General features: G+C 36.0%; 16 protein-coding genes. 6 read left to right on the top strand and 10 right to left on the bottom strand.

Annotated features, from left to right (window positions below; genetic code table 11):
• Window positions 1-178: 178 nt before the first annotated feature.
• The 3 genes from JFU54_RS07115 to JFU54_RS07105 form a co-directional block, all read right to left on the bottom strand.
• Entirely contained in the window at window positions 179-532 is a 354-nt protein-coding gene (locus JFU54_RS07115; RefSeq protein WP_002034566.1) for a HesB/IscA family protein, read from the bottom strand.
• 41 nt (window positions 533-573) lie between these two features.
• Window positions 574-1,440 (bottom strand): diaminopimelate epimerase, encoded by an 867-nt coding sequence (gene dapF / locus JFU54_RS07110; protein WP_002015893.1) that lies wholly within the window; start codon window positions 1,438-1,440, stop codon window positions 574-576.
• A gap of 326 nt (window positions 1,441-1,766) precedes the next feature.
• A complete protein-coding gene (locus JFU54_RS07105; protein WP_002015892.1) occupies window positions 1,767-2,006 on the bottom strand; it encodes a YuzB family protein in 240 nt (79 codons plus the stop codon).
• A 428-nt stretch (window positions 2,007-2,434) separates the two neighbouring features.
• On the opposite strand from JFU54_RS07105, the gene JFU54_RS07100 reads away from it, so the two are divergent.
• The 3 genes from JFU54_RS07100 (at window position 2,435) to JFU54_RS07090 (ending at window position 5,206) form a co-directional block, all read left to right on the top strand.
• Window positions 2,435-3,505, top strand: a complete 1,071-nt coding sequence (locus JFU54_RS07100; RefSeq protein ID WP_201064068.1) for an NAD(P)/FAD-dependent oxidoreductase — start codon at window positions 2,435-2,437, stop codon at window positions 3,503-3,505.
• Window positions 3,506-3,768: 263 nt separating this feature from the next.
• Window positions 3,769-4,428 (top strand): ABC transporter ATP-binding protein, encoded by a 660-nt coding sequence (locus tag JFU54_RS07095; protein WP_063218121.1) that lies wholly within the window; start codon window positions 3,769-3,771, stop codon window positions 4,426-4,428.
• On the top strand, window positions 4,412-5,206 hold the full coding sequence (locus JFU54_RS07090; RefSeq protein ID WP_063218120.1) for an ABC transporter permease: 795 nt from the start codon (window positions 4,412-4,414) through the stop codon (window positions 5,204-5,206). Before JFU54_RS07095 ends, JFU54_RS07090 begins: the two co-directional genes overlap by 17 nt.
• Before the next feature lie 50 nt (window positions 5,207-5,256).
• Here JFU54_RS07090 and phnA read toward each other — a convergent pair whose 3' ends face one another.
• The 4 genes from phnA to JFU54_RS07070 all read right to left on the bottom strand — a co-directional run bounded on the left by phnA (window position 5,257) and on the right by JFU54_RS07070 (window position 8,088).
• On the bottom strand, window positions 5,257-5,598 hold the full coding sequence (gene phnA, locus JFU54_RS07085) for an alkylphosphonate utilization operon protein PhnA (RefSeq protein ID WP_002089332.1): 342 nt from the start codon (window positions 5,596-5,598) through the stop codon (window positions 5,257-5,259).
• 203 nt (window positions 5,599-5,801) lie between these two features.
• Window positions 5,802-6,479: a hypothetical protein gene (locus JFU54_RS07080; protein ID WP_063218119.1), complete on the bottom strand. Its 678-nt coding sequence runs from the start codon at window positions 6,477-6,479 to the stop codon at window positions 5,802-5,804.
• A gap of 92 nt (window positions 6,480-6,571) precedes the next feature.
• Complete coding sequence (locus tag JFU54_RS07075) at window positions 6,572-7,366, bottom strand: DUF2628 domain-containing protein (protein WP_201064067.1); 795 nt, start codon at window positions 7,364-7,366, stop codon at window positions 6,572-6,574.
• Between the two features lie 347 nt (window positions 7,367-7,713).
• Window positions 7,714-8,088 carry a hypothetical protein gene (locus JFU54_RS07070; protein ID WP_063218117.1) on the bottom strand — a complete coding sequence of 125 codons (375 nt, stop codon included), beginning with the start codon at window positions 8,086-8,088 and terminating at the stop codon, window positions 7,714-7,716.
• Window positions 8,089-8,176: 88 nt separating this feature from the next.
• On the opposite strand from JFU54_RS07070, the gene JFU54_RS07065 reads away from it, so the two are divergent.
• Window positions 8,177-8,659 carry an SMI1/KNR4 family protein gene (locus tag JFU54_RS07065; protein WP_201064066.1) on the top strand — a complete coding sequence of 161 codons (483 nt, stop codon included), beginning with the start codon at window positions 8,177-8,179 and terminating at the stop codon, window positions 8,657-8,659.
• A gap of 350 nt (window positions 8,660-9,009) precedes the next feature.
• On the opposite strand, the gene JFU54_RS07060 is transcribed toward JFU54_RS07065, so the two are convergent.
• Window positions 9,010-9,804: a nucleotidyltransferase domain-containing protein gene (locus tag JFU54_RS07060; protein ID WP_201064065.1), complete on the bottom strand. Its 795-nt coding sequence runs from the start codon at window positions 9,802-9,804 to the stop codon at window positions 9,010-9,012.
• Between the two features lie 52 nt (window positions 9,805-9,856).
• On the bottom strand, window positions 9,857-10,165 hold the full coding sequence (locus JFU54_RS07055) for a YuzD family protein (protein ID WP_000248590.1): 309 nt from the start codon (window positions 10,163-10,165) through the stop codon (window positions 9,857-9,859).
• Between the two features lie 206 nt (window positions 10,166-10,371).
• Between JFU54_RS07055 and JFU54_RS07050 the strand changes: the two genes are divergently transcribed.
• On the top strand, window positions 10,372-10,608 hold the full coding sequence (locus tag JFU54_RS07050; protein ID WP_000431159.1) for a NifU family protein: 237 nt from the start codon (window positions 10,372-10,374) through the stop codon (window positions 10,606-10,608).
• A gap of 438 nt (window positions 10,609-11,046) precedes the next feature.
• Window positions 11,047-11,262 carry a hypothetical protein gene (locus tag JFU54_RS07045; protein WP_001137788.1) on the top strand — a complete coding sequence of 72 codons (216 nt, stop codon included), beginning with the start codon at window positions 11,047-11,049 and terminating at the stop codon, window positions 11,260-11,262.
• A gap of 57 nt (window positions 11,263-11,319) precedes the next feature.
• On the opposite strand, the gene yutH is transcribed toward JFU54_RS07045, so the two are convergent.
• Window positions 11,320-12,321: a spore coat putative kinase YutH gene (gene yutH, locus JFU54_RS07040; protein ID WP_002089339.1), complete on the bottom strand. Its 1,002-nt coding sequence runs from the start codon at window positions 12,319-12,321 to the stop codon at window positions 11,320-11,322.
• Between the last annotated feature and the right edge of the window lie 3 nt (window positions 12,322-12,324).

Raw genomic sequence — 12,324 nt, 5'->3', positions numbered from 1 at the left:
GCACCTTCATGCATCCTCTTTAGCCTTCTTCTTGCATATATTCGTTATCTTTGTCATGCTCTTTTTCTTTTTAGCGCAAAAGAAAAGACCTTCCTAACGATTTGGTTTCATCGCTAAGAAGGTCTTTATATGCAACCTACCCATTCAATTTCCACTTAGAATAAAGGGATGAAAAAACTTAGCAATCTTCTGGCTTACCAGCATTCGACGCTGTACGGAAAGATGATCCGCATCCACATGATGCGATCGCGTTCGGATTGTCGATTGTGAATCCGCCGCCAAGCATAGATTGCTTATAGTCAACTTTCACTCCCTTTACAATCGGAGCACTTTCTTTATCGATAACAAATTCAACACCGAAAAACTCAAGAACTGTGTCGTCTTCTTTTGGTTCTACTTCAAATCCTAAGCCGTAAGAAAGACCACTACATCCGCCGCCATGTACAGCAAGGCGCACGTACTTCTCTCCATCTTCAGCATCTTTTAACATATCTTTAATTTGAAAAGCTGCTTGTTCTGTTACTTCAATCATGAAATACACCATCCTTTCTGTTCTCATTCTATTATACATCTTTACGCTTCTATCTTGTACTCATACACTCCGCGGCAAATTATTTCCGCAGGTCCTTTCATTAATACATTTCCTTCTTCTGTCCATGCGATCATTAAGTCGCCGCCTGCTAAGTGAACCGTAATTTCTTTACCGTGTTCCATTTTCCCATTTAAAATTGCCGCAACGACAGCTGCGCATGCTCCTGTCCCGCAAGCTTGTGTTACACCAGACCCTCGTTCCCAAACGCGGAAATTCATCTCTTCATCATTCAAAATCTCGATGAATTCAACATTCACTCGCTCTGGGAACATTTCATGCGTCTCAAGAACCGGTCCTAACGTTGTAAGAGGCGCTTTTTCTACATCATCAACAAAAATAACCGCATGTGGATTCCCCATTGAAACAGCTGTAAATGCATAACGGTGATTATTGTATAAGAAGTTTTCACGAATAAATGGTGTTTCTCCTTCACCAAGCATCGGTATCTCTTCACGTGTTAAACGAGGTGCTCCCATGTCGATTTTCGCTAATGTAACTTTGTCATCTTCTACCGTTACTTCTGCCGTAACAATACCAGCTAACGTTTCAATTGTGAAAACTTTACCTTCTACTAGTTTATGCTCATACGCATATTTCGCTACGCAGCGTAAACCATTTCCACAGCTCTTTCCTTCTGAACCATCGTTATTAAACATGCGCATTTTTACTGGTGCCACGTCAGAAGGACAAATTAAAATCATTCCATCTGCACCAATACCGGTATTAATATTTGAAACCTTTTCCGCTACAATTGCTAAATCTTCTTCTCTAATTTGTTCCTCAAACATATTTACATATATATAACTATTTCCAAGACCATGCATTTTTGTAAAAGAAAATTGGCTCATTTTTATTCACTCCAAAAATATTTTATTATTTCAAGTATAAAATGCATGCTTTTAGAACACAATATGAATGTCCCCCGTTTCTCATATTTGACAGTGTTTTGGCAATAAGCCGTTCTTACACAAATCGTGTAAGAAAAAAGCCCTTCTAAAAGGGCTTTTTTTTCGAAATAAACACTCCTAATAAAGTGAAACTTTAATCAGTGTGGGACGGGCAACAGGGCTTCAACCTAACTTCTTTGCTTCAGCTGAATTTTGAGGTGGGAGTCTTACTGCCCACAAATAGCGGGATAAATGAAAAAAGAAAAACGTCGCCTGTTTGCAACGCTTTAAAACATTGGATTTTCATCCATATAATCATATACATTATTTACAAGTTCTTCTACTGTTGCACCTTGTACCACTTCACCATTTACAAGTGCAAATGGACCTTCAAAACAGATACCACAATATCCTAAACAACCATATTCCATTACGTCTAAATTAGGATCTTTTTCTAATTTTTCTAAAGCTGCTTGCGAACCGCTTGCAAGGTTACCTACACAAAATTCGATTAATGGTTTAATCAAAACTCTCTCCCCCCTGTATCTCTAAACAAATTACCATTTACTTTATATGGTATGTGCATACCTAATTTGCGAAACGGATAAGTAACCCTCTCTACTTGTTACCATTCCACTTTATTTATAAGAAGGAAACTAAGCTGTTTCTTGTTGTTTTCGTTATATATTCTGAACTATTTGGTTACTTCACTATTTCACTTCATAATAGATAGTCTTCTTTATATAACATACTACTCATAATGAAATAATAAATAGTAACTAGAAAATGAAAACCATTTACTTTACTTTTCTTCTTATTGTACAACAGAGTATTCATTCATGCATTGTTATTTGTTCACAAATTCGATATAATTTGATTGTGTAAAGTCAAAATATTTTATTAATATAAAATTGTATGATTAGGGGATATTTCAACAGAAAAGGGGTAATCCATCATGAAACACCTCGTACTACTAGGTGGTGGCTACGGTGGAATGAGAATTCTGCAGCGGCTACTTCCAAGCAACCAACTTCCAGATGATGTACAAGTGACATTAATCGACAAAGTACCATATCATTGCTTTAAAACTGAATATTATGCATTAGTTGCGGGTACAATTTCAGAAACGCATATTCGCATACCGTTTCCTGAGCACCCACGTCTCAATATTCAATACGGAACAGTAACAAATATTGACCTCGAAACGAAAGCCATTCATCTCGATGGCGGTGAAACGATTCAATATGATGATTTAATTATCGGGCTTGGCTGTGAAGATAAATATCATAACGTTCCTGGGGCAAAGGAATATACACATAGCCTACAATCAATTGAACAAACACGTAAGACATATGGACAATTAAATAGCTTAGAACCAAATGCAACAGTAGCTGTCGTTGGGGCTGGTTTAAGCGGCGTTGAAGTGGCAAGTGAACTTCGCGAAAGCCGTTCAGATTTAAAAATCTATTTATTTGATCGAAAAGATAGAATTTTATTCCCATATCCAGAGAAATTAAGTAGATACGTAGAAGAATGGTTTGTAAAACATAAAGTTACCATTATACGAAACTCTAACATTACAAAAGTGGAACCAAACATTGTATACAACCATGATGAACCACTTGAATGTGATGCAATCGTCTGGACAGCTGGTATTCAAGCAAATGAAGTTGTTCGAAACCTTCCAGTAGAACAAGATGGTAGTGGACGGGTTGTTTTAACTAAATATCACAATATTCCAAATAATGAGCACGTTTATGTCGTAGGAGATTGTGCAGCACTTCCACACGCACCATCTGCTCAACTTGCTGAAGGTCAAGGAGAACAAATTGTCCAAATATTATTAAAACGTTGGAATAATGAACCCCTTCCTGATGAACTGCCTGTTATTAAATTAAAAGGTGTTCTCGGTTCTCTCGGCAAAAAACACGGATTTGGTTTACTAGCAAACCAACCATTAATGGGACGTGTACCGAGATTATTAAAATCCGGTCTTCTTTGGATGTACAAATATCATAACGGTTAATACTTTAAAGGCTGCCTACATAGTAGACAGCCTTTTTCTATTCATTTTTTGTAACTACTCAGTCACTCTATGAAAAACCGACAAAAAAGCATTTTTTTAAATGGTCGAGAGGGACTGGCTATGTATAGGATCGGTCAGTGACTTTTCCTGCCACGCGCAAAGTTTTAAAACAAAGAAAAAAGATGTTCCTTCTAAAGAGACTTTATTTTTCTATTTTTCTCTCTTTTTGATACGATATAACTAGAATCAGAAAGGAGCAATTTATGTTTATATTAAAAGACATCACATATAAAGATATTCTACACATTCCTTATTTACAGATTCAAAAAGAAAAAACAACTTGTATTATCGGTGAAAGTGGTAGTGGTAAAAGCACATTACTTCGCATGTTAAACGATTTACAATCACCAACATCTGGCACAATTGAATATAACGGAAAATCTATTTTAGATTATCCTCCCATTCAATTACGCCGTGAAGTTGTCATGCTCGGACAAACTTCGCCTATTTTTGATGGAACAATTAAAGATAATTTATTAATGGGACTTAGATTTTCTGAAAAGCCATTTCCAAATGACGACGCCTTGCAAGGCGCATTAACGACTGTTAGCCTAGATAAAAAATTAGAAGATAACGCCTCTTCTTTATCAGGCGGTGAAAAACAAAGACTTGCTTTCGCTCGTATTATACTAATGGATCCGCCCGTCTATTTATTAGATGAACCAACTTCGGCACTAGATGGTGACACAGAACGCCGCGTTATGAAACAATTCACTCTACTGGCAAGAGAAAAGAAAAAAACAGTTATCTTCATCACGCACTCGCAACAACTTCCAGAAGAAATCGCAGACGATATTATTGAAATTAGTAAAACAAACGGTGCAACTAGAAAGGAAGTGCTATCAATTGAAGGGCGTTATTGAACTACAAATTTGGCAACTTGCAGCTGCATATATTTTCATCCTTATTTTAATCGGGCTTGTGAAATTAAAAGGAATACCGCGTGAGAAACAAATTACAATTGCTACATTACGTATGACGATTCAGCTTGTACTAGTTGCATATGTTCTTACATACATATTTGAAAATAGTAATCCGTTTTATACAATAGCTCTCATTACTTCTATTACTACATTTGCGATTTTCAATATTTATAAACGAGTTAATATTCCAATGTCAAAAGAATTAAAACGAGTAGCCGCCCTCTCCATGATTGCTGGATCACTTGGCCCTCTTCTACTATTTATCTTTGTCATTATCGGACACGATCCTTGGTATGCTCCGCAATATATCGTTCCTATTGCCGGCATGCTAATCGGTAACGCTATGACAGGTATTTGCCTCGGGGCAAACACCTTTTTAAACAGTATGAAATCACAAAGAGACCATATTGAAGGCGCACTTATGCTTGGCGCAACACCGAAAGAAGCCGCTGCGCCGCTCATACGCGACGCTTTTGACTCTGCTATTTTACCAACGATCAATTCTATGGTCGGAATGGGAATTATAAGTCTTCCAGGCATGATGACAGGACAAATTTTATCCGGTGTATCACCATTTACAGCTATCCAATATCAAATTGCGATTATACTTGGCATTTCTGGAAGTACAGCTTTCTCTGTTATTATCTTCTTACAGCTTGGGTATAAAACGTTCTTTAATAAGCGGTGCCAGTTGAAAGAAGTTGAAGTACAATCATAAAAAAGACGCTCTGCAAGTTACTTACAGAGCGTCTTTTTTCTTTGCTAATCTTACGCTTTCTTAACGAACTGTGATTTTAACTTCATAGCTCCGAAACCGTCGATTTTGCAATCAATATCGTGATCTCCCTCAACTAGACGGATACTCTTTACTTTCGTACCAATCTTTACAACTGAAGAAGTTCCTTTTACTTTTAAATCTTTAATTACAGTAACAGCATCGCCATCTTGAAGAACGTTTCCGTTCGCATCTTTTACAACTTTTGCACCATCATTACTTTCAGCTTCCGCTTCTTGACCCCACTCATGGGCACATTCTGGACATACGAAAAGAGCGCCATCCTCATACGTATATTCTGAATTACATTTTGGACAATTTGGTAAAGTAGCCATAAATTCATTTCCTCCGTTCATTATTTATACGTAAAAATCAAATCGAATTTTTACATCTCGATAAATAAAATTTGTATAGCATTTCTTTATAGTGCCATAGTCTTACGTTATTGACAAGTCTACCTGGAATTCTCATTTTTTATTGTATTTTACAAAATTTCAATTCGTATGGTGTTTTGTGTTCACATTTTTCGTTAATTAGCTTATTCGACATGTACTTCTTCCATCCAGCTGCTTGTCTTGGATTTCACTACTATTAAGTGCTCATTTTCCCATTTTAGTTTGCCTAAAAATCTAGAATAGACTACTGCATTCCCTACTTCTTCTACGAGTAATTTATTTACTACTCTTAGCCCTTTATCGTTATACACTTCACACATTAGCTGAAATCCTTCCGAACGATGAATTCCTTTTAATATAGCCGTTTTCTTTCGACTTGGGCTCTTCTTCGGTGTTTTATCCACTAAAAACACAATCTCGTAATTCTCTTTCTCTATTTCTTGAAGCGCTTCATTCACATACTCTTTAATCATTTCTAATGATATTTTTGAATACTTTTCAATAGCTGGCACGACATAGAGGTAAACCAACTCACAAAAATGCTTATACTTCTCCTCAACTGATTCCAAATTTAAAAATTGCATATAATCATAAGGCACGGATATACAAATCTCCCCTAGGACCTCATGTAGTTCATAAGAAATATCTTTATTAGGATTTGCTAGACAGTAGATATCAATATTTTCTACATTTTCTAATCCAAGATCCCACTTACTTAATTCCTTTGAAAAAATCAATTCAAAAATTCTCATTTCATGTAATCGATTATAATGTTTTTTAGGACGTTTCTTAGCCCAATCATAAAAATGTACATCCATCATACTCTCTTTTCCTCCTAATATTATTTACTTTTCTAATATATAAAAAGAAGAACCCTCACAAGATTCTTCTTTTCAAAATGAACGAGCTCTCTCTAGAAACTCCAACTATTCTCTTCAATGTAAAATTGATATTCTTCTAACTCTTCTTCACTTAACTTCTTATTATTCTCATATACTTCTTGCCATTCAAAATAGTCTTCACTAAAATAAACAGCAAATTTAATTTTTATATTTTTCTTCTCTTCATAATCATAACCAGTAAACTCTACTACGTCATAATCCTTTTCTTTCTTTACAAACTTCCAAGTTGGATTATCATTCATAACCTCTAAAGTAAATCCTTCATCACTTGAACGAACAACATTTTTTATATTCGGCTCAGTTGGTAACAAGGAGAGTCCGAACGTGGCTACACCAAATACTATCCCTACTATAACTTGTAAACCAATCATACCAGCAAAACTAGCGCCGCCCTTTGATTGTAAGTAATACGCCTTCTCATGATCAAGCGTATCTTCTGCTTTATGTAAAATACGAACAGCGTGCTTATAATATAAACGGTTTCCTTGCCATCCAGTAAATATCATCATTACTAATTGAAAAGCTAAACTAATTGATAAAAAAATCCCATCCGGAATGTCTATAAAAGGGGCTACAAGTACACTAGGTACCGATAATAATGTAAGTATAATAAACAACTTATACATTTTACGATAAGCTAACCAAAAAGTTGGAACGAAAAAGGCTACCCAATTCCACGTATTCCCTTGCGCTGGGTTTTCTACTTTGCCCCATTTAAAGTCATAATAAGCTGTATTCTTTTGAACAACTTTATGTAATTCTTGCGGAGAAATTGTTTCTTGTAAAACAGTGTCCTTCACGTACATCATCCTTCTCTTATTTCTATATAACTTTATTGTATATCTATAAAAAGAAGGAATCTAACAAAAAATAGTTATATTTCATAAAAATGAACAAAAATCGAATACATTCCGACAATTATCCATTCTATATTCCATTTTACTATTAAATATATTAGAATACTCATATATAAGACATTTAATACACTATGTTAAACATCTTGTATATTCGCAAAAAAGGATGTATCAAAATCATTTTGACACACCCTTCTCCTATTAAACTACTATTGTAATATGACCTAGCCTAAAATCTCGACTTAAGAGACTTCACAAATTAGCTCTCTACTATTTCAAACATATTTCCACTTACACAACTATCCCACATTACCCTTCACTTTCTCAATAACATCTTCTATACGCTTAGCTATACATTCTGGCTCCCAATCTCCCTCACCATGCATAGCTGTATAAACCGGACAATTCTCATCATTACTATCTACAAAGATCGGGTCTCCGAGATACGAATCTATCCCAATTACAATCCACCCGTCTTTCCAATCTCCCTCTTCATTTCCGACTAAGCTTTGCCCTCCCTCATCAAAGCTATAACCAAGTTGTCCTTCTTCTATTTCTTCACTATTAAATAATTCGATTGTCATAGGTTCAAATTCACACTCTAACTCAATTTCATTATCCTCAGCGCGATCTATATATGCTAACAGTTGTTTAATTTTATTGTGGTTAATCATAATATCTTCCCCCTCTATTGCGCAATTTTTTAATTAACTATAATATACAAAATAAAGTTTATAAAACTATTATTTGAGGTGACCAAATATGAAGACTACACTTTGGGCAGAAGATGACTATTTAAAATTAGCACCTATTAACGACGAACTAATAAAAAAAGCAGAAGAAGTACTAAACGTAAAGCTCCCAGAATCGTACATAAATCTTCTAAAAGAACAAAACGGAGGAACTCTTCGATTAGATGCTCACCCTACTTCAGAGCCAAATTCTTGGGCAGACGATCACGTTAATGTTTCTGGATTATATGGCATTTCTTTTGATGAAAATGAGTCTAGTATTTTAGAGAGCCATTATTTAATTCAGGAATGGGACATGCCTGAGAATATCGTGCTTTTATCTGGTGACGGACATACGTGGATTGCACTAGACTATCGAAACGTAGCCGAAAACCCTCCAGTTATATTTATCGATAATGCGTTTGAGGAAATTATTGAATTAGCACCCAACTTTGAAAGTTTCTTACAAAACTTAACTACGTACGATTATGATGAAGATGAAGATGAAGAGTAAACCTATCTCTAAAGGAGTGCGCAATAGTGCAAGATTTCATTATAAAGTGAAACTTTAATCAGTGGGGGTTTTGTTCATCCACCACTGATTATTAGCCTTCACCAATCGGGCTTTTACGGGCAGTTGATCTCCCATCTAACTTCTTTGCTCCAGCCGAATTTTGAAGTGAGAGTCTTACTGCCCGTTAATGCGGGATAAACATCAAAAAGAACAGTCTATTGCATAATGTTTCACATGAAACTATCCATATTTTAGATTATCTTTCGACTTCTCATTCCTTGCAAAGTACTTTTTCATTATATAAAAATAGTAAAAGCATCCTTTATATGAAGGATGCTTTTACTATTCACCTACCACTTCTCCCTGCACTCCTCAATCAAACACAGCAAATACCTTTTCGTCATATCAGCCCGTCTCCAACGAGAGAACTTTTTCTTTTCTTCTGGATTATGCCGCATTCGCTCTACCTCTTTCAATAAAGGCTCCCATTCTTTCGCTGAACGTTCTAATAAATATTGCAATCCTCTATCTTTTGAAACGATTGTTTTATGATCTAACGTATATAAAATGCGTCCCATCGTAACGACTGCTGATTCCACCCATTCTTCTATAAAAAATAAATAGGGTCTCTTCGCTTTTTCACTCCAGTACTGTTCTACGTTGTATTTCATTGTATTTACTACATGGTCCCATTGTATTTGGAGAGGAAGGTCTTCTGCTTCTTTCCCGGTAACTGTAATACCTTGATTTTTCAATGTCCACCATGTTACCGCGTTAATATCCCAATGACCAATATCAGCCTTACCATCTGCACAATATACGTACTCATTCATTTCATGATTGTATTTCCCTAAGTCAGCAAGCGGAATATACATACCATCCATTCTTTTACCTAACGTACTTTTACTAATTTTTTTATGCAGTTCTATAATTTGTTGTTTTTCAGCTTCATTCACGGAATCACTTATTACCGTAACAAAGTCAACATCGCTCGTTTCTATATGAAATGCTCCTAGCGCGATTGATCCGTAAATATATACCCCGACTATTTTTTCATCCGAAAAAATTTCTTTTAATTCTACTATGTACTGCTCCATTAATTGCTTTACTTCTTCTGGTAAAACTTGTTTTATTCCATTCTCCACATCTACCCCTCCATTAAAAAAAGCCTTTGCAAATTCGCAAAGACTCCCTGCTTTATAAATATTTCTCGATTTCTTCGTAAACATCCTTCAAACGAGGATTTCCTTCTCCAACAATCTCTCCATTCACAAGAACGACTGGATAAAATAAATCTTCTTCTACTACGCGCTCTGCGAATGCTTTTTTATCTTCATCTTCTTGTTCTTCTTGAAAATCAATATACTCGAAATTAAATTTATTTTCTTGTCCTTCATATTTACGACCAATCGCCGCTTGTAACCACTCAAACGTTTCTGTTGAAGATGGCATTCCGACGCAACTCGCACAAATCACTTTCGTCCCATACACTTGCACATTAACCATTTCTTCTCCCCCACTTCTTGCCCTAACAGTATATTCAGATGTCTTAGTACATAAGCACATCATTTTACAAACTTATTCCATACCCCTATACTGAAAAAACACGTTGTACACACGATATAATATTTTGACAATAAAACAAGAAGAGAAAAAATAGATTTTCCCCTCTATCTTGATTATAATAAAACTGATGAAAGGAGTCGATAAAAATGGAAAACCCACATATGCAAGAACAAGTACTAGAGGTATTAGATAAATTACGTCCATTCTTACTTCGCGATGGCGGAGACGTTGAATTAGTAGACATTGAAGAAGGTATCGTAAAATTACGCCTTATGGGTGCATGCGGAAGCTGCCCAAGTTCTACAATCACACTAAAAGCTGGTATCGAACGCGCATTACTTGAAGAAGTACCAGGCGTTATTGAAGTAGAACAAGTATTTTAATTTAAAAGCGGCGGTGGCTCGTTCAGCTCTGACTGGCTAAGGTTCTTTCGCATAGAAGGCGCTTTTTGCCTTCTTATGCGGAAGGTTCTTAGACACGAAGAGCTAGCCACCAGAGCTAGATAACATCTAAAAGCGGAAGCGGCTCGTTCAAAATGTGAGGAGGATGGAGCTTCTGACATAGAGGCGCTTTTTGCCTCACAGGAAGGCGCGAAATGGCCGACTGTTCTAGCCGCTGGAGCTAGACATTATCTAAAAGCAGAAGCGGCTCGTTCAGAATCGCTTCCTAGAAAGAGACCCAAATGGGTCTCTTTTTTTATTCAAATAACACTTCCCCTTTAACATCATAAAACAAAATTGGAAATCCTTCTCAAAAAGTGCGATAATTAATACTATAGAATCGTTCACACATATACAGAAAAAAACATAGGGGGACGACACATGCCAAGAATGGGGAACACTTTCTTAACAATTCAAGAACTAGAAAAGAAAAAAGAGTATTTATTAGACCTTTCATCCGTTATACCAACATGGAATGCAAGTTATCAATTTTTATTTAAAGAAATCCAGCAAGAATTATTGAGTAAAGTAAATGAAAAAATCGAAAGACATCAATTCATTTTAAATATATGTGCAGATCAACAGGTAGGGGCATAATGTATTACATACAATTGTGATATAAAAAAGAGACCTCACCCGGTCTCTTTTTTCATTTTAAGACAGCCAATCTAATTTCCTAATGCCTAACTTATCAACAGGTAAACGAAATGACTCGTAAAAATGATTCATAAATTGCTCAGTGCGCTTCACATCATGTAAAATGATTTCTAAACGGGCTCTATATATGCCTTTTTGTTCTTCGTTTCCTGTTTGATAATATCGTTCAATCGTTTCAAAGTAGTGAAGCGGGAACAGAAGCCTTGCGAATAATAAGCGCCAACCAAATGAAGAGAGCGAATAATTACGTTCATAATCTGTAATGAATTGAACTACCGTTTGCTCCCAATCTTTCTTTTTTTCTATCATCATATAGCGAATACATTCTGCTATATCTCTACTTGGGTGATCATATACCCAATCAAAAGGAAGTTTTAAACGCTTCGTTTGCTGCCATAATAAAGGTGTAAATCGTTCTTGGCAAATTGTTGCTGCGTCAGTTATTTGTGGTGTATCGTCCATTTCTGTATCGACAACATATTGAATTGCATTTTCTGCAACTCCTAAGTAATACGGGAAGGATTCAATAAACAATTGATCGAATACGTCTGAAGGATGGTTCATCACTTGCGATTGCCAAAACCTTTCTAATTGGTCGAGCCTTTTTTCCCATAATGCTTTCCATTCACCAATGCGGCTTAATTGCTCAACTTCTTCTGGAAAGAATGCGCCACGTTTATGGAATATAGAAAGCTCACTTCCTAATGATGTAGCATGTCGCTCTAACATACGCATACCTTTTAATAAGCAGTAATTTTTTTCTTCTATCTCACTTACATAGTAGCCGTGTATAGTCGGAACGAAAGTCGAAACAGTTATATCCCCTTGCTGGTTCATATAATCACTGAGCTTTTTCATCTCTACAAGTACTTCTTCCTCCATTTCTCCAATTGGAACAAGTACATAAATTTTGTTGCGAATCCAAAAGCTTTTATAGGGGCCAAGGGGGATTAATTCTTTAACATGCATGTGATAATGCTCATAAATATGCTGAATCATCGC

The sequence above is a fragment of the Bacillus sp. TH19 genome (assembly GCF_016651075.1).
GTDB classification, from domain to species: domain Bacteria; phylum Bacillota; class Bacilli; order Bacillales; family Bacillaceae_G; genus Bacillus_A; species Bacillus_A mycoides.
This window is presented reverse-complemented; position numbering and strand designations above follow the sequence as displayed.

Excerpts from the sequence above, each read along its gene's own strand:
- JFU54_RS07115 (WP_002034566.1), bottom strand. The coding sequence starts at position 532 with ATGATTGAAGTAACAGAACAAGCAGCTTTTCAAATTAAAGATATGTTA.
- dapF (WP_002015893.1), bottom strand. The coding sequence starts at position 1,440 with ATGAGCCAATTTTCTTTTACAAAAATGCATGGTCTTGGAAATAGTTAT.
- JFU54_RS07100 (WP_201064068.1), top strand. The coding sequence starts at position 2,435 with ATGAAACACCTCGTACTACTAGGTGGTGGCTACGGTGGAATGAGAATT.
- JFU54_RS07095 (WP_063218121.1), top strand. The coding sequence starts at position 3,769 with ATGTTTATATTAAAAGACATCACATATAAAGATATTCTACACATTCCT.
- phnA (WP_002089332.1), bottom strand. The coding sequence starts at position 5,598 with ATGGCTACTTTACCAAATTGTCCAAAATGTAATTCAGAATATACGTAT.
- JFU54_RS07080 (WP_063218119.1), bottom strand. The coding sequence starts at position 6,479 with ATGATGGATGTACATTTTTATGATTGGGCTAAGAAACGTCCTAAAAAA.
- JFU54_RS07075 (WP_201064067.1), bottom strand. The coding sequence starts at position 7,366 with ATGTACGTGAAGGACACTGTTTTACAAGAAACAATTTCTCCGCAAGAA.
- JFU54_RS07070 (WP_063218117.1), bottom strand. The coding sequence starts at position 8,088 with ATGATTAACCACAATAAAATTAAACAACTGTTAGCATATATAGATCGC.
- JFU54_RS07065 (WP_201064066.1), top strand. The coding sequence starts at position 8,177 with ATGAAGACTACACTTTGGGCAGAAGATGACTATTTAAAATTAGCACCT.
- JFU54_RS07055 (WP_000248590.1), bottom strand. The coding sequence starts at position 10,165 with ATGGTTAATGTGCAAGTGTATGGGACGAAAGTGATTTGTGCGAGTTGC.
- JFU54_RS07050 (WP_000431159.1), top strand. The coding sequence starts at position 10,372 with ATGGAAAACCCACATATGCAAGAACAAGTACTAGAGGTATTAGATAAA.
- JFU54_RS07045 (WP_001137788.1), top strand. The coding sequence starts at position 11,047 with ATGCCAAGAATGGGGAACACTTTCTTAACAATTCAAGAACTAGAAAAG.
- yutH (WP_002089339.1), bottom strand. The coding sequence starts at position 12,321 with ATGATTCAGCATATTTATGAGCATTATCACATGCATGTTAAAGAATTA.